The following is a 20,653-nucleotide window of genomic DNA, read 5'->3' on the forward strand; positions in this document are numbered from 1 at the left end:
GACGCCGATACTGCGACAGGACCAGCCGACCTCACACGTAAAGATAGGCGAATCGAAGCTCGGGAACTCGAGCGACGTGGTGGAGATACGCCACAAGAACCGGTCCGCCCACTTCCTCGTGAAGCCGGTCGAAGACGGGCCGCTCGCGGGCGAGACCATCGGGAACAAGGTGCGAATGCACCGGAACGTCGCCGAGCTCTTCGGCGGCATCGACTCCTCGCGGGACTTCCGGGTGGACCCGAACGCCTCGGTACACGACGTGGTCGAGTGCGACGCCGTGAAGATCCACGCCGGCGGCAACGACCCGGAGAAGCTGGAGTCGTTCCTGCGCTCGACGAACTACCTCCTGCATCCCTTCGAGGAGGTCGTCAAGCAGGGCGACGGGCTCGCGACGTTCACCGCGGCGAAGGTCGAGCCGAGCGGCTACACGACGGTTCGCGTGACCGACGACACCGACATCGAGTTCATCGGAGCGGGCGAGCTCCGTGAGCTGAAGGCGACGGAGTCGAGTCGGTCCCGGGGTGGCGGGTCGACCCACGGCGGCGGTCCAGGCGGCGGCCAGCAGGTCGCCGACGACGAGGCCGTCGAGGTGAACCTCGAACCGAAGAAGCCGACCGTCTCCTTCGAGGCGGACGTTGCCGGGCTGCCCGAGGTCAAGCAGACGGCGCGAATGTTACTCGCGCTGTTCGACGCCGACACCAGGAACGAGGTCGAGCGACGCTACGGGCAGGCCTTCGCCTCCCGGGGCAGTTCGATGATGCTGTACGGCCCGCCGGGCTGTGGGAAGACGCTCGTCTCGGAGGCCATCGCGCACGAGGCGATGTACAACACGAGCATCGAGGACAACTACGGCGAGGTGAAGTTCCTCGAGGTCCGGGGCTCGGACATCCTCTCGAAGTACTCGGGCGAGTCCGAAAAGCGCGTCTCGGCGGTGTTCGAGAAGGCCCACGGCATCGCACAGGAGGGCTTCTGCGTCCTGTTCTTCGACGAGGTGGAGACGCTGATTCCGGACCGCGGGGACGACTCGCTCCAGCGGCACGAGCGCTCGTTGACCAACGCGTTCCTGCAGGAGATGAACGACGTCGAGGACAACCTGCTCGTCATCGGCGCGACGAACATGCCCTTCACCATCGACCCGGCAGCCACCCGCCGGTTCCCCATCCAGCAGTTCATCCCGCAGCCCGACGAGACGGTGATGGCGGAGGTGTGGCGCAAGCAGCTCGACTCCCTCTCCACGGCGGACGAGATCGACTACGAGCGCCTCGGCGAGGCGTCGGTCGGCTACACGCCCGCCGAGGTCGCGGACCGTATCCTCGGCAGCGAGTTCCAGCGCGAGCTTGTCGAGAGCGTCATCGAGGGCGACCCCATCGTCCCGGACACCGACTACCTGCTGGCGAAGCTGGAGGCGTCGGAGCCGAAGACGGTCCGGCAGTACGTCGCGAGCGTCCGCGAGAAGACCGACGAACTGGAGGGCTACCCCGAGATGCAGCGCTACGTCGAGGCCCAGGCCGAGCGGCTGGGGATGCGTCTCGGGGGACAGCCGAGCGCGCTCGAATCCCTGCTCGGCGCGGGCGGTGGCGGTGCGGGCGGTGGCGGCGCTGGCGGTGGTGCCGGAACCCCCGACGACGGCGCTGCGGGCGACGACGCGGGAGGCGATGCCGTGTGAGCGGCTACGCCGAGGTCGCGGCGTTCGAGCTGCCGGCGGTCGCGGCCAGCGACGGCGGTGTCGACGACGTGGCGCTCGTCGCCGACGGCGACGTGACCTACGTCCGGGGTGCCGAGCGGTCGACGCTCAGGGTCGACGACGAGCCGGTCGACGTCGCGCTGGGTGACCTCGTCTACGTGCTGACCGCCGACGCGCTGCTCGCACTCGACCCCGAGAACGGCGGCTCGCGCGTCTGGTCGCTCGGCCTCGCCGACGAGGGCGTCGAGGGGGTCGCCGCGCTGCCGGCGGCCGACGTGGTCTGTGTACTCACCGAGCGACACCTCGTCGGTGTGGACGGTGAGCGCGGCTCGCGGCGCTGGACGGTCGACCGGCCCTACGCGGACGTGGGCGGTGACGTGTCGTTCGTCGCTGCCGACGGGCGGTTCCTGCTCGGGGCGTGGTCGTTCGTCACCGGCGTCGATGCCGACGGCGAGCAGGTGTTCGATGCGGACGTCGGCAGCGCGCTAACCGGCGTCGGCGGCGCTGGCGGCACCGTCGTCGTGGCGCTGAAGTCCGACCAACTCGTCGGCGTCGACCCCGAGTCGGGCGACGTGGAGTGGCGCACCGAGATACGGCCCACGCAGGTCACGCCACGGGGCGACGACACCCTGCTCGTGCGGACCGCGGACGGCCTGCTCTCGGTGCGACCGGATGGGACCTACGAACCGGTCGACGGCCTGCCGGCGGGGTCGGTCTACCCGGCCCGTAGCGGCGACCCCGTCTGCGTCTATCGCGAGGACACGCTCTCGGTCCACCGCCGGAGCGTCGACGTCGAGAAGGTGACGGCCGCCGTCACGGTCGACGCCATCGGGCCGGGAGAGCCGCTCGTCGTCGAGCTGACGAACGGGGCCACGACGGCGGGGAGCGCGACGGTGACCATCGCGGTCGACGGCGCGACGACGGCCCGCCGGAGCACGACGGTCGACCTGCCGGCGGGCGGCAGCACGACGGCCGCGTTCGAGGTGACGGCCGTCGACGACGTCGACGCGGCGGACGTCCGGGTCTCTGTCGACGGCGTGGAGCTGGCCACCGGGTCGGTCGCCATCGAGCGACCGGCCCCCCCTGCGGAGTCGGTCGACGCCGAGCTGACGGTCGACCGGGTGGAGGGTGCGACGGTCCACGCGACCCTGTTCGTCCACAACGAGGGCGAGGTGCTCCAGGAGCTCCGGGTCCGCGAGGACGACCTCCACGTCGGCGCGGTCGCGCCGGGGGAGACCAGTCGCGTCGAGGTGACCGAGCGGTACACCCCCGGTGAGCCGGTCGAGCGGACGGTCGTCGACGACACGGGGACGACGGTCGCGACGGCGACGACCACGGCGACCGATGGCGCGGTCACGGTCTCGGTCGACCCGACGGTCGGCGAGTCGTTCCTGTTCGTCGACGTGACGGTCGAGAACCCGACCGAGACGGCGGTCGCGGACACGCTCGTCCTCGTGGGCGTCGGGGAGGCTGGCCCGGTCGAACGCACCGTCGACGCCGCACCCGGCGGGACGTGGACGCTCTCGGTCGCGCTCCCGGGGTACGTCGCCGGCCCGCTCGATGGGAACGTGCTCCGCGCACGGCTCGACGGTGCGGGCATCGAGGACACGCACGAGCTCTCGCTCGGGGACCGCTTCGCGGGCAGGGCCGGCGCACCCCCGTCCGGTGGCCGGGGACAGTCCACGGGGCCGGGTGGCGGTGGGCAGCGTGGTGGGTCCGACCGACAGCACCCCGGCGGCGCACGAAGCGGTGGCGGACAGCCGGGGGCTGGGCGGCCGGCCGGCGGACGGGACGACGCCGCCGGAGACTCGGCGTCGGTGTCGCTCCGGCGTGCCGTCGCGGACGACGAGCCCGCGGCGACGGAGGCGTTCCTGGAGTACCTCGCCGTCGACACGGAGGGACCCGTCGACGACCTCACCCTCGCGGTCGATGGCGAGCAGTTCTCGCTCGGCTCGTTCGACCGGGGCGAGGAGCGTCGGTACCAGCGGGCACACGCATTCGCCCGCCGTGGCCACACCCAGCTCTCGCCCGTCGCCGCGACGGCGGGCGGTCGGCCCCTCGCCGAGACCGGCGCGATGGAGGTCGACGTGCGCGATGGTCCGCTCGTGGTTCGTGCGAGCGTCGACGCAAGCGGCCGGACGGTCCGCGTCCGCGGCACCGTCGAGAACCGGACCGACGAGTTCCACTCGGTCGAGGGTGTCGACGTCACCTGGGTCGGTGGCTGGGACATCGACCCACGCGGGGATGGACTCGCGCCCGGTGAGACGGTCCGCTGGTCGGGCAGCATCCCGCGGGAGGAGACGGACCTGACGGACGGCGACGAGGTGGTTCCCATCACCGTCGAGTACGACGGTGGCGGGCGGTTCCAGTCGCTCGCGCCGGTCGAACGGGACGCCGGGACCGGCGCGTCCGTCGCGAACCGGATCGACCCCGGTATCGGCCGCGAGACCCACGTCGCAGACACGTACAGCAAGGTCGTCTGCAACCTGCGGAACGTCTCCGAGGAGCCCATCCACGAGCTCGAGCTCGCCGCGACCGGCGACCGGCTGAACGACATGATCTACGTCGAGGAGACCGTCCAGACGCTCCAGCCCGGCGAGACGGTCGAGCACTTCGTCGACGTGAAACCGTCCGAGGGCGACCGCGAACTGGCCGTCGACGTGGTGGTCACCTGCGACGGTGAGACGGACCGCCTCGCACTCGACGGGCCGGTCGCCGCCACCCCCGAGGAGTGGGCGCGGTCGCACCTCGAGGAGTGGACGGCGACCTGGGACGGTGACGAGCCAGAGGCGGCGCTGTCGGTTCCCGCGCACCTGTCGACAGCGTTCGAACAGACCGACTGAGTGAGATCAGTCGACGCCGGCTTCCGCCACGAGTTCGCCCTCTATCTGCGTGACGAGGGTTGGGTCGTCGGTCCAGAAACCGTCGAAGGTGCCGTCGTACTCCCGCCCGACGAGCCCACACGCCTGCGTCTCCTCCGTCCCACCGTCGAACGTGACGACCCAGTACCGTTCGAGCATCTCGTCGCCGTAGCCGTGGAAGGTCACTCCGGGTATCTCGGGTGGTTCCCAGTCCGGCGCGCCGTAGACGTGGATGTCGAGGCCGGCCTCGCCGAGCGTCCAGTACCACTCGACCTGCTCGGCGAACGCCGAGAGGTGCTGGAAGCTGGCGTGGAGTTGGCCGTTCCCGACGCGGCGAGCCCGGTCCTCGATCTCCCTGCTGACCGCGAGGAGCTGCCGGCGGTTCATCGCGGTGAACACCGTCTCGTCGAGCACTTCGAACAGCACCCGGTAGCCGGGGGCGACCTGGCTGGGGTCGGCCGGCCGGACGACCGGCGGGGTCAGCAGCCACTCCAGTTCGTCGAGCGGGATGGCACCGACGAACTCGCCACCTTCCTCGACGACCACGAACGGTTCCGGGGCGTCGGGAGGGAGCTGCTGCCAGTCGACCGTCACCGAGTGCGCCTCGAACTGCCGTTCGATGTCCGCCTCGTCCCCACGGCCGTACACCGTGAACAGTTTATCGCTCCGCTTGACGCGCTCGAGAAGCGAGTCCAGCATCGTCACCCTCGCGGCGTGGGCTCTGCGGCGATGCTCTCGCGGACGAGTTTTCTGACCGTCGGGTCGAGCGTCCCGAGCTCGACGCTTTCAGTGTCGTCGTTGCGGACGACCAGCCCCGCGTCCTCGAGCAGCGGCAGGTGGATGTGCACGAGCTCGGTCAGCAGCCGGTCGCGGTCGTCCGGTGTCATCATCCTGCCGATGTCGGTGGCGCGCCAGCCAGTGAGAAGTGTCGCCAGCTCGTCGACAGTCGCCGGCCCTTCCGTCAGAAGCGAGTAGAGTACCCGCCGTCGTTCGGCCGCCGCGAGCCCCCGATAGAGCTGGTCGTCGGCGAGGCCGGCGGCCTTGGTCTCACCTCGTGCGTCGCTTTCTGTGGAGTCCGAGTGGTTCCGGGGCATCGTACGTAGAAGTCCATCACGATTAAAGATAAGCGTTTTCTCCGTCGACACCCCTCGACCGGGGGTACGGGGGTGCCGAGCTGTGGCTGGGGCAGCCGGGGTTACACCAGGAACTCGCCGTTGACGGCCTCGTTGGCGTCCGAGACGTACGCCAGCGTCCCCCGTGCCAGGTGGACCAGCAGCGCGACGAACGCGAACACGTAGCCGCCGGTGACGGCGAACATCGCGGTCCGGGCGGTCGAGAGCGCCGAGAGCTGCCGGTTCCGCTCCTCGCGGATGGAGTCGGCGGTCTCCTGCTCGCCGGCCGCCTCGAAGTGGGAGATGGACTCGTCGTACCGTTCGGCGATGTGGGCCCGTTGCGCGTCGAACGGGCCGAGGTTCGCCGGGTTCAGCAGCAGTGGCGTGCCCCCGACGGAGGTGAGCATCGACCCGCTGAGGTTCTCGCGAGCCGAACGCGCCGCCTGCAGGTTCGACTGTCCCTGGCTCACGTTCGTCGAGTACGCCTCGAACGCGGCGTCAGCGTCGGCCTGCAGCTGGCTCGCCCGCTCGTCCTCCCCCTCGAGGACGGCGATGCGCGCGAGACTGCGCTGTATCATCGCCTCCTCCAGCAGGGCGGTCTCCTCGCTCGCGAGCCGGTCCTCGTAGTACGTCCGCTGGGTCTCGATCTCGTCGTTCAACACCGTGTTGCCCTCCTCCAGCGCCCGCTGGCCCAGCTCCCGCAGCTCGGGGTCCTCCAGCTCGGAGACGTACAGCGCGACGGTGTTGTAGGTCGACGCCGCCCGGACGAGCTCCTCCTGGGCAGCCTCGTTGCCCTCCGACTCGCGGACCGCCTGCACGCGGTCGGTGGCGTTGAGGAACTCCACGAACGTCTGCGCAGCGGTGAACCCGCGCGAGATGTCCTGCCCGGAGTCGAGGTCACCGTCCTCGATCTTCTCCTCCAGCCGGGTCAGCAGCTCGTCCATCGACCCCGCCGATGCGCCGAGTTCGGGGTCGTCCTCGTACGCCTGGAGCCGGTCGTGGGTCGCTTCGCCCTCGATGATGCCGGGCTCGGCGGTCACGGTGATCGTCCGGGGCTCGACGTCGTCGCCGTTCACCCGATAGGTCCACTCGTAGGGGGTCAGCACCTCCGCGTCGGTGTCGAACTGGAGGCTGAAGACGGTCTGGCTCTCCGAGCCCGCGGCGAGCTGTTCGGGAACGTCGCGCTGGACCGTGAGCCAGCCCTCGTCCGGCCCGTCGAGGCGCTCCAGCTGGAGGTCCTCGATAGCGTTGTAGCCGAGCGCCTCGGAGACCGTGACGGTACGGGTGTCGGTCCGGGTGATCTCCAGCTGCCCGAACTCGACGTTCTCGGTGTCCACGCCGAGCTCGGTCTCGTGCTCGACGGTCAGTGGCACCTCGACCGTCTGGGTGCCGGCGGAGGCGTTACCGGACGTGAACCGGACGTTCAGCGTGTGTTCACCCGCCGGCACCTCGCTGTCGAGGGTCACGTCGAGGACGTACTCCCGGCTGTCCTGTCCGGGGACGGTGTCCGATGCGCGCGTCAGCTCGGCGCTGACGTACTGGTCGTCGAAGCTGGGCGAGTCGACGCTGACGTCCTCGATGGCGAGCGGGAGGTCCCCCGTGTTCTGGATGGTCGTCGTGACCTCACGCGTGAACTCCGACTCGCCGCGCGGTTCGTCGAACGTGTAGGACGCGCCGGAGCCGGTCGGTTCGCCGAACCTCGCGGGGTAGATGACCCGCGCGTCGAGACGGAACGACTCCGGCTCGGCGTCGGGGTCGTCCGTGCTGAGCCGCACCGTCCACGACTTCTCCGCGTGCTGGACCGCGTCGGCATCGATGGAGACAGTCGCCGAGCCGGTTCGGCTGTCGCCCGCACCGAGGCTCCCGGCCAGCCCGGAGACCGACGCGGAGGCGTTGCGGTTGACGCCGCTCGGGTCGCTGACCGACACGTCGACCGCGGCGTAGCCGGTCTGCTCGGCGATGGTCACGGGGACGGTTTCGCTGGTCCCCACGAGCACGTTACCCACGTCGACCACGGGCTCGACGGACTCGACCGAGGTCGCCTTCACGACCTCGATGTCGAACCTGACGGTGTCGACGTTGCCGAGGCTGTCCTCGAGGGTCAGCTCCACCGAGTGGGTCCCCTCGCGGACCGCCTCGTCGACGGTGACATCGACGGTGACGGTCTCCGTCTCACCGGCGTCGACGCGGTTCGGTGCGCTGGACGCCGATGCCGTGATGTCCGCCCCGGCGGACGCCGACGCCGACTGGAGGTCCATGTCACCCGAACCGATGTTCTCGAACTCGACGACGACGCTCGTCGTCTGCTCGTCCGTGCCCTCGAACCGGACCTCGGGCGTCGACTGCGCGGCGGCACCCCCGAACTCGGGTTCGACGTACCGGACGTCGGCTTCGAGGGTCCCGGTCATCCCGGCGCCACGCGAGATGTAGATGGAGCGCGTTCCGTCGAACCCGGAATCGCCCTGGGACGTGCCGGTCGCCTCGTACTCGACTTCGTAGGTCTCCCCCTGGGTCACGTCGAACTCGTTGTTCGTTCCGGCGTCGCCGCCACCGGACCAGCGGTCGAAGGTGAACGTCACCTCACCATCGGTCTGTTCCTGCGGTGCAGTTACGGTGTCGTTGGTGCTCGCAGTGAACTCGATGGAGGCGATGTCGGTGTCTGTCTCGCCCGGGAACGCTTGCTGCAGTTCGAGGTCGGCGGTCTGTGCCGCCGTCGTCGTCGCGCTCGTGGACTTCACATCCCGGGCAGCGTCGCCGTTGGTCGCCGGGGCGACGTGTCCAGCAGTCGCCGGCACCGCCACCGCCGCCCCGGCGAGCAGGAGGACGACCAGCCCGACCGCGAGTCCGGTAGTCCTACGCATCCTGACCACCCTGGAGGACCACGATCTCACCGACGTTCGCCGCGTCGACGGTCCGCCGCCAGACGACGAGCCGGTGGGTCACCAGCATCGCGACCAGGGCGACGACGACGCCGTAGCCGACCAGCAACACCATGCTGGCGAGCGCGAGCGTCGTCCGCGCCGACGAGATGTCGGTCCGGAGGCCCGCGAGCCGGCTCTCCCGGTCGGAGAGGGCGTTCTCGCCCGCCCGCCGTTCGGCGTCGCGGACGTCCGCCAGCGTGCCGCCGGACTCCAGATACAGCGAGAACGTCCCGAACAGCTCGCCGCTCGCGACCGCACTCACGCCGTCGCAGGACGAACAGCTGCCGAGGAAGCCGTCCGCGCGCTCCTCGGCGGCGTTCATCGCCGTCAGGTCGCGCTCGTACCCGCTGCGCAGCTCCTCGACGCGCAGGTTCACCTGCGAGAACTTCTGGGTCGCCCCCGCCTGGCGGAACGCGGTCGCGGCCTGCCCGAGCAGATGGATCTTCTCGGGGGTGCGCGTCACGTCGGAGGCTGACTGCAGCAGGGCGTCGCCCTGGTTCTCGTAGAACCGGCTGAGCGCGAGGTCCGCCAGCGGTGCGTAGGTGAGCCCCTGCTCCTCGAGCGCGCGGACGTGGCCGCCGGTCCGGTTCGCGGCCGCGAGGCTCTCCGCGACCGAGCCGTTCTGGGCCGCGGTGTAGCTCTCGTTGAACGACCGGAGCAGGGCCAGCACGGCCCCCATCTCTCGTTCGGTCGTGTCGTCGAACTCGACGACCTGGAGCTTCGAGACCGCGAGCGACCGGATGGTCTCGAACTCCGTGTACTGCTCGAACGCCGGCGTCCCCGACAGCTGGTTGAACGCCGCGAGGTACTCGTCTGCCGTCTCCGGCGGTACGTCGTTCCGTGCCTGTCCGACCGTCGTGTCGGGCTGTGTGTGCGTCGCGTCGACCGTGTCACCGGTCGTCGCCGGCGCGGCGGGCGTTCCACCTGCGCCCACGGCGACGGCCGGCGTCGCGGTCACGGACGCCAGTACCACCAGCCCGACGAGGAGTTTCAGTCCATCCATCTCTCAGAACACCGTCCGCTTCATGCGTTCCCTGAGCTCACGGCGGTCGAAGCCGTGTTCGACCGCATCGAGAAGCCCGGCGACGAGGAGTGCCCGGGCGGCCTTCGCGAGCGGCTCGCGCTCCCGCCTCGTCTCCTGGAACAGCTCCCTGGCGTGTTCCCACATCTCCGTCGCCGGCTCCACCTCGGTCAGGTCGCCCCGTTCGTCGTCGATCCGCGACCGGGTCCGCTCGATGCGGCCGGTCAGGTCGCTGTCCACGTCGGCGTCGACGTAGTCGAAGTACGCCTCGTGGGTGAGCACGTCACCGTCCCACCGGGGGTCGACGCTCGCCATGTCCGAACACGCGGCGAACATGTCGACGTTGCGCTTGGTCGTCATCGCCGTGTTCACCCGCGAGATACCGTCCTCGGCGGCGTCGAGCAGCGCCTCGGCCACGTCGTCAGGCCGGTGCTCGCCGGTCGCGAACAGGTGGCCGTACTGCGGGAGCGCCTCGACCAGGTCGAGCAGGCGGGAGACGACGCTGCCGTAGTAGCCCGGGAACGCGGTGTCGCGCCCCGACTGCTCGGAGAGACCGTCGACCTCGCGCCGGAGCCGTCGGACGCGGTCCCGCGTCGCCTGTGGGACCGTCCACTCGAACGACGCCTCGACGGTCACGTTCGTCGGCTCGTCCTCGTGGATGGCCACCTCCGTCGTCCGGGTCCGGAACAGGTCCGACTGCGAGCCGGCAACGTCCAGCCCGACGACGTAGTCACCCACGAACACCTCGGAGGCCCGCACCCGACCGCGCCCGTCCGTCCGGCGCGACCCCTGCCGTTCGTCGACACGGTAGCGGTCGTCGCCGGCGGGCGCGATGGACACCGGCAGCCCCTCGGTTGCGACGCCGTCGACCTCCGCAGTCACCGACAGACGGCCGGTCTTCCGGCCCAGCGCGACGTTCAGCTCGAGTGGACCGTCGTCGGCCAGCGAGCAGTCGTTGCTCGCGGTGTGGTACTTCGGATGCTCGACGCGGACCGTCGCAGTCGACGCCGCGTACGGGAGCGTCACGCTGGCGCGGCCGTTCCGCCCGGTCCTGGCGGTCGCATCGTCGCCCTCGTCCGGTTCGACCGCGACGCGTGCACCGGGAATCGGCTCCCCGTCCTGCTTGTCGGTGATGGTCACACGCACGCCCGGTCGGGGGAACGCGAGCTGGGCCTGCTCCCCGGTGAGCCTGCCGTCCTCGACGTCGAGCTGGTCGGTCCGCTGCTGGGTGCCGACCGCCGCGGTCAGCTGCCAGCCACCCGGCAACAGCGACATGCTGACGACGCCGGAGTCCGTCGACCGCGTGGTCTTCGAGCCCGCGCCCCGCGTCGGTTTGGCGACCACGTCCGCGTCCTCGCGGATCCGGTGCCCGTTCCCGTCGACCAGCGTCACCTTCACGTCGACCGGGTCGGGCGTGGTCGTCCCGGCGCCCTCGCCGAAGCGCCAGAAGTCGAGCCACGACAGGAGCGCCGCGAACGCGAGCGCGGCGAGGCCGCCGACGGCCACGCCGATGAGGAGGGGGAAGGCAAGGTCGATGGCTTCGCCGAAACCGAGAAGGAGCACCGCGGTTCCGGCGCAGCCGATGAGCCCGATCAGGCCACCGAACCCCAGCACGACGGCGGCACCCCGGGGGTTGGTCGGGTCACCGTTCGGTCCGGCAGCGCCGGCAAAGAACCGAACGACGGCGAGGATGACCGTCCCGAAGATACCGCACAGGAGCGCGACGGCCACGAGGAGTAGCCAGTCCCCGAGTCGGTAGCTCGCGGGGAGGAACCCACCGCCGACACTCGCGTTGGTCGCGGTCCCGGTCGTCGTGGTCGTCGCGGCACCGTCGCCACCGTTCCCGTCCGACTGGTTCGCCGTCGACGTGTTCGGTGCTCCGGGAACGGTCCCACCGACCGTCTGTGCGGACACGACCGTCCGCTCGCCGTCGGCCTCGACGACGAGGAGCACCCCCTGGTCGGCCGGGAGTGCCGTGCCGTTCTCGACGGCGTAGTGGCCGTCCTGCCAGCTGACGCCGTACCGCGCCACGCCGCCGTCGCGCTGGACCAGCACGGACGACACGCCGTCCCGCTCGGCCGCGAAGTAGCTCCGGTCAACCGTCACGTCGACCGGTTCGCTCGCGTACTGACTCTCCCAGCCGTCGAGGAGCCGTGGCCCGTCGGCGTCACCGACCGAGAGCGTCGCGTTGACGCTCGCCGCGAGCGCGCTCCGGGGCAGTTCGACGCCGGCGTCGGTCGCCTCGACCGGCCCGACGAACTGTCCGTCCGGCGACTCCGTGGTCAGGTCGAGGTGGTACGTCTCCACGTCGAGCACGGAGAGGAGGGGGTTCGCGATGGCGACGGTGTCCCCGCTCGTGACGAGCACGCTCGCGCTCTCGGCGGCGTCCGCGACCGTCACCGACTCGGTGCTCGCGGTCACGTTGTCCGTGCCGTTCGGGACGACCCGGACCTGCCGGTCCGCGAACAGCGACTCGCGGTCGAGCGCCGAGAGGTCGGCGGTCGGAACGGTCAGCGCATCGCCCTCGGCGTCGTAGGTCGCGGTGAGCGCGGTGTTGCCGATGGTCGCCCGCACCGACGCACCGGGCGCGAACCCGCGGAGGTCGACCCGCTCGAGCCGGAGCGCCCCGTCCCCGAAGGTCGCGCTGGCACCGTCCAGCGCGGCGTAGCGCAGGTCGACGGAGTCCTCGCCGATGGTCGTGCCGTCGTTCGTGACTGTCACGGTGGCAGCGGAGAGGTCGGTGTCCGTCGAGTCGTTCGTGAGCGCTGTGACCGAGGTGGTCGCCTCGTAGTCGGTGAGCCCCCCGTCCTCGAGTTCGACGCGCGTCGACGCGCCCGTCTCGGCGACGGTAAGGGTCACGTTCGAGAGGTCCGCTGACCCGTTCTCGATATCGATGGTCACGTCGACCGAGTCCGCCCCCGTCCGTTCGAGGGCGACCGACGCTTCCCCGGTGGTCTCCGCCTCGGTGGCCGTCGCTGCCGTCGTCGCCGCCCCGACGCCGGCCACCGTGGCGACGAGGACCGCGAGTGCGAGCAGCGCCGTCGCGCGAGTTCCCCACGACATGGCTATCCCTCGTTCTGGTCGCGGTAGTCGGCGAGGTTGTCCAGCACCGTCTGCACCTCGCGTTCTGTCAGTCCCTCCGCCCCCGCGGTGTTCCCGCGTGCGAGGTTGTCCCTGACCTGTTCGTACTGGTCCATCGAGTGGTTCAACAGCGGGCTCAGGTCGAAGCCGCCGAGCAACAGCAGCACGTCGACGTCCGAACCGCGACCGCGCTTGGGCGTCAGGCTGGCCTGTCCCGCGACGCTCAGGTCGTGCTTGTTCTGCCACTGGTTGAACGCCTGGTACACCTCCGGCTCGGTGATGTCGCCGTTCTGAATCATGCTCTCCGGCGCGCGGACGACCGGGAACACGATCTGGGAGGTCGCGACGTCCATCGGGACGAACGGGTTCTCCGCCGCCTTGTCGAACATGTACTCCAGCTCGTAGATGTCGCCGTTCATCTCCGTCGCGACGGCGGGCGTGAAGTGGTAGGAGCCGTACTGGCGCGGGATGGTCACCAGGTCCTCGACGTCGATGACGCCGTGGGTCTCGCGGCCCGCGCCGATCATCAGGTCGACCGCCTCGATGATGAGCTCGTTCACGCGGTCGTAGTCGCTCCCGTTCTCGCCGTCGAGGTGGGAGTTCGCCGCGAGCATCACCATGTCGGCGTTCTGCCCGCCGTCCCGGTTCCGAAGCAGCCGGGAGAGCCCCGACACCGCGTTGAAGTGGCGCTGGTCGGGCTCCCAGTAGTACGGCCAGACCGCCATCGCGACGTGGATGACGCTGTCCATCCAGGGCTCGCTCTCGCTGACCGTGAGCCCCTCCTTGAACTGGTCGACGACGAACGGGATGGAGCCGTTGCCGGTCCCGCCGCCGAGCGTGGCGACGTAGAGGAACGCGTCGGCCGTGTTGAACGTCTGCTTGATGTGGTTCGTGATGCGGTCGAGGTCCTGCTCTGCGGCCTGTCGGCCGTAGTAGTAGGAGTTGCCCGCACCCTGCTTGTCGCCGAACTCGAGCGCGTGGTTCTCGCCGATGTCGTCCGCGTCGGTGATGCTCGCGTCGATGCGGTCGATGGTGTTCCGGATGTCGTTCCGGTTCGTGTTCATCACGAGGATTCGGTCCTCGATGCCCGGGTTCTCCGACCGGTTGAAGAACTGCGATGCGATACGGCCGCCACCCTCGCCGGAGGCGATGACGGCCCAGCGCGTGTACTGTCCGCGCGACATCAGGCCTCACCCCCTGCAGGCTTCAGCAGGCCGTCGGCGGTCGTCTCCACGTCCAGCCCCGTCCCGGCGGCGAGCTCCTCGATGACCGTGTTCGGCACCGGAACCGAGAGGTAGTTCGACCGGATGCGTTCGTAGCTGAGCCGTTCCCCCTCGTCGAGGTTGTACTGGATGACGTTCATTATCTCCTGGGAGAGCTGCGAGTCGTCGTAGACGATGACCGTGCCGTCGTCGGTGCGGGTGACGGCGTACCCCTCGCGGTCCGCCCACTTCGCGAGCAGGCCGGGCACGAAGTCGTCGGTGATGGGGAACGCCATCTCCGTGCTGAGATAGCCCTCCTCGTCGAGGCGGTCGCGGAGCCTGGGCGCGAACTCGGTGACGTGCTCGGCGATCTCGTCGCCGCGGCCGTCGACGAGCTGTTCGACCAGCGTGACGGGCTCGAGGTCGACCGATACGTCGGTGTCTCCCTCGACGTGGACGGTCCGCTCGACGCGGCCGTAGTCGTCCTCGTCGGGGGCGACGACGAGCTCGTACTCGCCGAAGGGCACGTCCGCGAACGTCGCGGTGCCGACGAGGTGGGTCTCGACGACCTCGCGGCCGTCGTACTCGCCGCCGTCGAGCGTGACCGTCGCGCGTCGCTTGGCCTCGCTCCCCTCGTCGTATGACACCGTCACGTCGACGGCGTACGTCTCCACGTCGCCACGGTGGAGCGCCGGCGCGTCGGGGTCGAACTCCACGTCGGGGTTGCGCCGGAAGTAGAGGCCGAAGAACTGGCCGGCGTGGCGCACCGGGAGGTCGTCCTCGGTGACGGTGCCGTGCTGCCGGAGCTCCTGTTCGATGGTCTCGCTGACGTCGTCGTATGCCTCGACGACCGTCGCCTTCGTCTTCACCGTGCCGACGGCGTCCGCGAGGTCGGTGGCGGCCCGTTCCCACTCGCGGTCGAGGTCGCGGACGGGGCCGATGGCGCGCAGCTCGTCGACGTGGTCCTCGTCGACGACGTCCGGCCGACTGTAGTAGCCCGCGGGCAGGTCCGCGTCGTCGAGCGTCCGAACGTGGCGGTCGGCCTCGGCCTCGAGCGCCGAGACGATGTCGAGCGCGGCGGTCCGGACCGTCTGTCGGTGCTCGCTCAGCGAGCCCACGTCGAGCGCAGAGTCGAGCGCGTCGAGCTCGCGCTGGACCGAGCGAACCTGGTCGAACAGCTCGGCGTCGACGAACTGCTCGGCACCGGAGTCGAGGATGGTGTCGACGAACACGTCGAGCTCCTCGCGGTCCTGGTCGAACGAGCCCGAGAGCTCGCTCTCCAGCGTCGCCTGTGCCTCCAGCACCGCGTCGACGGCGTGCCCGAACTCGCCGTCGCGGCGGTCCGCCTCGGCGTCCTCGAGGTGTCGGTCGACGGCCGCCTCGTCGTAGGCGTCGGTCGCGTTGCGCTGGATGTCGCGGACCCGCGCGATGGCGTCGTCGACGGTCGCATCAGCCTCCGTACGGTAGTCGTCGAGCGCTTCGCCGACGGCGTCCCAGTAGGCGAGTCCGCTGGGTGCGCCCTGGTCCGGGGTCGGCGCCTCCGGCGGCTCCGGCGGTTCGGCAGCGATGTCGGCGTCCGCGAGCGCCCGCATGTCGCCGTGCAGTGCGTCGAGCTCGTCGCGGACGAAGTCGTACAGCTGGTCGTCGCGGTCGGCGGCGAGCGTCGTCACCTCGGCGTCGATGCGCTCCAGCTCCTGCAGCTCGCCGCTCGAAGCGCCCTTGCCGACGCTGAACGAGCCCGAGCTGCGGTCGAACTGGCCGCCCTGTCCCTCGTAGTCCGAGACCAGCGAGTCCGCCCGGGAGCGGAGCGTGCTCGCGTCGAATCTGGGATAGGCCTCCTCAATGGTCGAGAGCGACCGCCAGAAGTCCCGCAACGACTCCCCCACCTGTTTCGTGCGCTGTTCCACGTACTGTCCCGTGTTGTCCTCGCCGCTGAGGACGCCGCGGACGTACGCGACGGCCACCACCAGCAGGACGACCGGGATGCCACCGACCACGAAGTAGACGCCGAGTTGCGTGCTCGCGAACACGAACAGTCCGGCCCCCACCGCGGCCAACAGTACCGTCAGTGCGCCGATTCCGAGCGCGGCGCGCGTCTGTCCTTTCATAGTATCACCTGAAGTATCGAACCGCCGCTGGCCGCAGCCAGCACCCCGACCGTCGCCAGCAGGACGAGCACCCCGACGCCGACCGGGAGCCACTGCGCCTTCCGGCTGTACTCCGCCGACGAGTCGACCCGGATGCGGCCCTCGGTGTTCGACGCCGCCACGTACGGGACGACCCCGCCGAGGACGACACCGACCAGCAGGCCGCCGACGAGCCCGATCAGGAGGTTCCTCTGGACCGTCGACCGGGCGGCGTCGGCCCGGGAGTCGAGCGCCGACTCGTAGCTCGCCATCGCCTCGTTCGCGTTCGTCTCCGCGGTCCGTTCCTCGTCGCGAGAGGCGTCGATGGCATCGACCGCGACGCCCGGCGTGGGCGACTCGCCGGCCATCCGGAACAGGGACGACCGGTAGTCGTCGCCCTCGCTCGCCGTCGCGTTGGTCGCCGACGCGAGAGTCCGCAGCGTCTCCGTCGCGTTCGCCGCCCGAGCCCCGGTCAGTCCGCTGTCGTTCACCGTGGTCGCGAGCGACTCCAGTCGGTCGGACGCGGCGGCCGTCTCGTTCAGCGCCGTCCGGAAGCTCGCCTCGTGCTCGTCGTACACCTCGACGTCGTCCGCAGTCGGGAGGAACAGCGTCCCCTCGGCGAACGCCGGCTGGACGACGTTCGGTGATGGTTCGGTGAACGTCGGGCCGGTGTCGGTCTTCTCGGTCGGGCGAACCCGGTCTGCGAGCGCGAGCTGGCCGTACCCCTCGGTCAGCCGGATGGTCGCCCCGCTGTCGGTCGTGTTCAGTATCTCGTAGCCGTCGCCGTCCGTGAGGACCCAGGCTCCGTTCTCGCCGTAGGGCGTGACGACGCCGTCGGCGTCACAGAGCCGTATCGTGAGCACCGTCCCCGCGTACATCGCGCGGTCGTCGCGGATGGGCGCTTCGCCCCCAGCGACGGTCGCAACTGCGACCGTATCGGAGGCCTCGACGGAGTCACAGACGGCCACGTCGGTCGGCCCCGGCTGGGGGTGGGCGGTCACACCGCTACCGGTGACCGGCGCGGCGAACAGCAAGACGGCACACAGTGCGACGAACGTCGTTCGGAGGGCCGTCCCGTTCATTCGTAGGTCTCGTCGATCCGCGACTTCTGTATCCGGTACACCACCACACTCCCGAGCACGATGCCGAGCCCGAGCCCGATGCCGCCGCCGCCGAGGTACTGGAGCAGCGACCGGTCGGCCAGCGACTCCAGCTCGGCGACCCGTTCGGTCCGGTCGACCACGTCGGCGACGTTAGCGCCGTCCTGCGCCGCCACGGTTCCACCGACACCGGCGACGACGAGCAGGCCGAGGACGACCAGCCCCGCGAGGGCGATCCGACGTGTCCTCACTGGACCATCGCCTCGGTTCGGTCCTCGTACTCCGCGGCCTTCTCGTCGATCTCGGCGAGGCGGGAGACGTCCTCGCGCTCGTACGTGAGCAGTGTCGTCACCGTCGCGAGGTTGCGGTCGTTGAGCGCGACGCCGAGGTTCACCTCCTGCAGGGCGCACTGCGCCTGGAGGTACTCGCGGATGGTCGAGGTCTCGATGCGGTTGCCCCCACCGGTGAGGTAGCTCGACGGGGCGCGGACGAGCCCGATGGCCTTCTGGGCGTCGGACGGGTCGAGGTCGGAGACGGACTGCTTGCTCGTCGCCAGCCGCACGAGGGCGGCGCTGTCGACCTCCTTCTTGCCGACGAACGGGACGAGGTAGCCCGAGAGCGAGCGTGTCATCGTCGCGGCCCGGCCGAGTGCGGCGTAGCCGGCCTTCGAGTCGCCGCCGCCGACGCCGAACGAGAGCGACGTGACAACGTCCTGCACGTCGATGTCGGGCGTGTCGATGTCGGCGTAGTCGCTCGGGTCGATGCCGGAGAGGACGGGGCCGGCGACGAGGTCGTAGATGCCCGCCGCGACGTACTCGTTGTACTCGGCGAACTGGCTCTCGGCCGCCGCCTGGTAGGAGATGCGCTGGTTGTCGACGAGCACGATGCCGTCGACCTTCTCCTCCAGCCTGTCGAGTCCGTACCGGGCGTTCCAGGCCTGGCGGCCGGCACCGCCACCGCTCTCGCCGTCGCCGCCGGTCGTCATCGGGCCCATCGTGTTCGGGAGGATGGCAAGCGCGACGATGCTCGCCCGCCCGTCCGTGTACTCGTCGATGGCGTCGACGATGTGCGGTGCGATGCCACAGCCGGTGCCCCCACCGAGGCCGAGGCAGACGAACGCGAACTGGATCTCCTCGCTCTCGGTGGCGTCACTGGATTCTCCGCGAACCTCCGACTCCAGGTCCTGGACCTGGCGATCGACGTCGTCGTCCTCCCACCCATCGCCCGACTCCTCACCCCACTCGTCGTCGGGGTCGTCGTTCCAGCCGTCATCGCGTTCGTCGACGGGTTCGTCGTTCCAGCCATCGTCGCGGCCGTCGACGGGGTCGTCGTTCCAGCCGTCGTCGTACTCGTCGGTCCGGTCCTCCCCGTTCCAGCCGGGGTCGCCGCCGTCGGTCGCGAGTCCGCCACCCGACCCGAACCGGCGACGGAGCAGGTCGACGACCTCGTCGACGTGTTCGCCCATCACCTCGTCGGCCTCGACCGGGTCGCGCCCGAAGCCGCCGGTGACCCGCTCCTCGAACCCGGCGGTGGTCCCGTCGACGATCCCGTGCTGTTCGGCGATGCCGAACTGGTCCGCCTCGTCGACGTTCGAGAGGTTCTGCAGGTCTCGAATCGTCGAGTTGAACACCATGGGTTCTGCGAGCGCGGTGATGTCGTTGCCGCCGAACAGTCCGAGCGTCGAGTCGGACGTGTACTCGAACACGGCGTCGACGATAGCACTCCCGGCCTGTCCGGCCCCCACGAACAGATACGTCATTGATTCACTCGGGTGTCTGTTCCGCTATCTGGAATAAAACAGTACTGGCCACTGAAACGTTGTTTCACGTCGCCTGTTTTGCGTACGAAAGAGCGGGTGACGAGAACCGTCAGTTCGGGGACACACCCGGTATAAATCTCCCGGCCGATTCCCGTCAGCTCCCGCGGAGTCGGCGCAGCATGATGGAGAACTGGTTCCGCTCGTACAGCTGCTCCGTCGCGTCGAGCAGCTCGAGCGTCGCCTCCAGTGTCCCCTTCGCCCGCTCCGGGTCGCGCGGTGCCAGCCGCTCGCCTTCGTCGTGGAGCGAGCGCGCCAGCGAGACGAAGTGGCGGGGGATCGTATGGTTGTGGTCGTCGCGGAGCTCGTAGTACTCCTCGACCTCGCCGATACGGTCGCCCACCCGCTCGACGAGCCGGGACGGCGTCTCTGTGGCCGTCGCATCCGACCGCGTCGAGGAGAGCGTCGGCAGCAGCGTGTCGCGGTAGAACGAGAGCTCCTGACGGACCACGTACGGACGCACGAGGTCGGACTGGCCCGCACGGTCGAGCTCGCCCTGCAGGTCGGCGACCCGTTCCAGCAGCGCGGACTCGACGGGGTCCGAGGGGTCGAGGTCGCGCTTGACCGAGTTAGCCAGCTCCGTCACCGAGTCGCGGTCGACGCCGGAGACGAGCTGGCGCGTCGCCGCGTGCTCGTCGAGCGCGCCGGTCGCCGTCCGGAGCGCCGCCCTCAGGCTGTCCTCCTCGGTCGTGGCCGAGGTCTTCAGCTCGTCCAGCAACCGGACCGCCGCCGCGCTCTCGGGCGACTGGCGCGACTCCACGCTCGCCGCGACCGAGGCGACACCCGTCTCGCCCGTGCTAAAGGAGAGGTCGCCGCGCTCCAGCCGCTCGACGAGGTCGTCGCCGCGGGCGGCCGTGTCACCTCCGCGGAGCGACACCGTCGTATCGCGCTCCGCCCGGTCGCAGACGTCGGCGAGGACGGTCGCGTTCGCCGACTGGCTCGACCGCGTCTCGTCGAGGTCGGCCAGCGCGTCGACCAGTCGCGAGGAGACGGGCCGAAGCGCCGAGGCGAGGGGCCCGTCCACCTCGTGGAGTCGGTCGTCGAACGTCCGGGCCTGGTCAGGCCCCCGGACGTTCCCGGCACGCTCTGCCGCCTCCGTCACACGGTGGGCGCGGTCGAGTTCGACGACCGCCCGGTCGAGCGTGTCGTGGGTGTCGCCGCGCCGTGCGTTCGGCTCGGAGAGCGTATCGAGCAGGTCGCGGGCGGCCGGGGCACTCGGCGGGTGCGACGACCGGATCTCGGTCGCGACTGCGTCCACGGGCGGGCCGTCGGACGGCTGTGGGCCGCCACCGGTTACACCGTCAGCAGCGCCGGGACCGCCAGCCCCCGCATCGGCTGCCGCCCCGGGCTGCTGCTCGGTCAGGTGGAGGTCGCCGCGCGAGAGCGCCCGCGAGAGCGAGGTCAGGGCCTCCGAGCGGGAGTCTCCACGACTCACGGCGGAGGTGTCTCCTGCTGCCCGGAGCACCGAGTCAGTCGCCTTCGTCAGGCTCGTGAGCTCGTCGTAGACGGCGTTCGCGTCGGGCTCGGTCGACAGCGGCTGGGCGAACCGCGAGACGGGTGCGCCCGCGCTGGTCGAGTCGCCGGAGCCGCCGAGAAGTCGGGCTCCGAGCACGCCCGCGCCAATGCCCACGACCAGCGCGGCGACGGCGGCGGCGACGACGACCATCGTCGAGTGGCCGGTCCGTGTCGTCTGCTGCAACACCAGGTCGGCTGCGATAGCTGCGCCCAT

At 70.3% G+C, this 20,653-nt stretch carries 13 protein-coding genes; 2 read left to right on the forward strand and 11 right to left on the reverse strand.

Annotated features, from left to right (window positions below):
• Nucleotides 1-79 precede the first annotated feature (79 nt).
• The gene (locus NOW55_RS03295) at nt 80-1,666 is read left to right on the forward strand and encodes an ATP-binding protein (protein WP_256398639.1); all 1,587 of its coding nucleotides are present in this window, start codon (nt 80-82) and stop codon (nt 1,664-1,666) included.
• Nucleotides 1,663-4,527, forward strand: a complete 2,865-nt coding sequence (locus NOW55_RS03300; protein ID WP_256398640.1) for an outer membrane protein assembly factor BamB family protein — start codon at nt 1,663-1,665, stop codon at nt 4,525-4,527. Before NOW55_RS03295 ends, NOW55_RS03300 begins: the two co-directional genes overlap by 4 nt.
• Before the next feature lie 6 nt (nt 4,528-4,533).
• On the opposite strand, the gene NOW55_RS03305 is transcribed toward NOW55_RS03300, so the two are convergent.
• The 11 genes from NOW55_RS03305 to NOW55_RS03355 all read right to left on the reverse strand — a co-directional run bounded on the left by NOW55_RS03305 (nt 4,534) and on the right by NOW55_RS03355 (nt 20,653).
• On the reverse strand, nt 4,534-5,244 hold the full coding sequence (locus NOW55_RS03305) for a DICT sensory domain-containing protein (RefSeq protein ID WP_256398641.1): 711 nt from the start codon (nt 5,242-5,244) through the stop codon (nt 4,534-4,536).
• 2 nt (nt 5,245-5,246) lie between these two features.
• On the reverse strand, nt 5,247-5,639 hold the full coding sequence (locus tag NOW55_RS03310; protein WP_256398642.1) for a DUF7344 domain-containing protein: 393 nt from the start codon (nt 5,637-5,639) through the stop codon (nt 5,247-5,249).
• Nucleotides 5,640-5,740: 101 nt separating this feature from the next.
• Nucleotides 5,741-8,518 carry a COG1361 family protein gene (locus tag NOW55_RS03315; RefSeq protein ID WP_256398643.1) on the reverse strand — a complete coding sequence of 926 codons (2,778 nt, stop codon included), beginning with the start codon at nt 8,516-8,518 and terminating at the stop codon, nt 5,741-5,743.
• Nucleotides 8,511-9,581: a hypothetical protein gene (locus NOW55_RS03320; protein ID WP_256398644.1), complete on the reverse strand. Its 1,071-nt coding sequence runs from the start codon at nt 9,579-9,581 to the stop codon at nt 8,511-8,513. The genes NOW55_RS03315 and NOW55_RS03320 overlap by 8 nt, the downstream gene beginning before the upstream one ends.
• Before the next feature lie 3 nt (nt 9,582-9,584).
• Entirely contained in the window at nt 9,585-12,662 is a 3,078-nt protein-coding gene (locus NOW55_RS03325; protein ID WP_256398645.1) for a carboxypeptidase-like regulatory domain-containing protein, read from the reverse strand.
• 2 nt (nt 12,663-12,664) lie between these two features.
• Nucleotides 12,665-13,864 carry an FtsZ/tubulin family protein gene (locus tag NOW55_RS03330; RefSeq protein WP_256398646.1) on the reverse strand — a complete coding sequence of 400 codons (1,200 nt, stop codon included), beginning with the start codon at nt 13,862-13,864 and terminating at the stop codon, nt 12,665-12,667.
• Complete coding sequence (locus NOW55_RS03335; protein WP_256398647.1) at nt 13,864-15,990, reverse strand: hypothetical protein; 2,127 nt, start codon at nt 15,988-15,990, stop codon at nt 13,864-13,866. The genes NOW55_RS03330 and NOW55_RS03335 overlap by 1 nt, the downstream gene beginning before the upstream one ends.
• Nucleotides 15,987-17,090 (reverse strand): hypothetical protein, encoded by a 1,104-nt coding sequence (locus NOW55_RS03340; RefSeq protein ID WP_256398648.1) that lies wholly within the window; start codon nt 17,088-17,090, stop codon nt 15,987-15,989. The genes NOW55_RS03335 and NOW55_RS03340 overlap by 4 nt, the downstream gene beginning before the upstream one ends.
• On the reverse strand, nt 17,087-17,359 hold the full coding sequence (locus NOW55_RS03345) for a hypothetical protein (RefSeq protein WP_256398649.1): 273 nt from the start codon (nt 17,357-17,359) through the stop codon (nt 17,087-17,089). Before NOW55_RS03345 ends, NOW55_RS03340 begins: the two co-directional genes overlap by 4 nt.
• Nucleotides 17,356-18,867, reverse strand: coding sequence for an FtsZ/tubulin family protein (locus NOW55_RS03350; RefSeq protein ID WP_256398650.1), 1,512 nt, complete (start codon nt 18,865-18,867; stop codon nt 17,356-17,358). Before NOW55_RS03350 ends, NOW55_RS03345 begins: the two co-directional genes overlap by 4 nt.
• A gap of 154 nt (nt 18,868-19,021) precedes the next feature.
• Nucleotides 19,022-20,653: a hypothetical protein gene (locus NOW55_RS03355; protein ID WP_256398651.1), complete on the reverse strand. Its 1,632-nt coding sequence runs from the start codon at nt 20,651-20,653 to the stop codon at nt 19,022-19,024.

This window comes from Haloarchaeobius litoreus, assembly GCF_024495425.1.
Classification (GTDB): Archaea; Halobacteriota; Halobacteria; order Halobacteriales; family Natrialbaceae; genus Haloarchaeobius; species Haloarchaeobius litoreus.

Bases quoted from the DNA above. Each gene is read 5' to 3' on its own strand.
- NOW55_RS03305 (WP_256398641.1), bottom strand. From the start codon at position 5,244: ATGCTGGACTCGCTTCTCGAGCGCGTCAAGCGGAGCGATAAACTGTTC.
- NOW55_RS03310 (WP_256398642.1), bottom strand. From the start codon at position 5,639: ATGCCCCGGAACCACTCGGACTCCACAGAAAGCGACGCACGAGGTGAG.
- NOW55_RS03315 (WP_256398643.1), bottom strand. From the start codon at position 8,518: ATGCGTAGGACTACCGGACTCGCGGTCGGGCTGGTCGTCCTCCTGCTC.
- NOW55_RS03320 (WP_256398644.1), bottom strand. From the start codon at position 9,581: ATGGATGGACTGAAACTCCTCGTCGGGCTGGTGGTACTGGCGTCCGTG.
- NOW55_RS03325 (WP_256398645.1), bottom strand. From the start codon at position 12,662: ATGTCGTGGGGAACTCGCGCGACGGCGCTGCTCGCACTCGCGGTCCTC.
- NOW55_RS03330 (WP_256398646.1), bottom strand. From the start codon at position 13,864: ATGTCGCGCGGACAGTACACGCGCTGGGCCGTCATCGCCTCCGGCGAG.
- NOW55_RS03335 (WP_256398647.1), bottom strand. From the start codon at position 15,990: ATGAAAGGACAGACGCGCGCCGCGCTCGGAATCGGCGCACTGACGGTA.
- NOW55_RS03340 (WP_256398648.1), bottom strand. From the start codon at position 17,090: ATGAACGGGACGGCCCTCCGAACGACGTTCGTCGCACTGTGTGCCGTC.
- NOW55_RS03350 (WP_256398650.1), bottom strand. From the start codon at position 18,867: ATGACGTATCTGTTCGTGGGGGCCGGACAGGCCGGGAGTGCTATCGTC.
- NOW55_RS03355 (WP_256398651.1), bottom strand. From the start codon at position 20,653: ATGGGCGCAGCTATCGCAGCCGACCTGGTGTTGCAGCAGACGACACGG.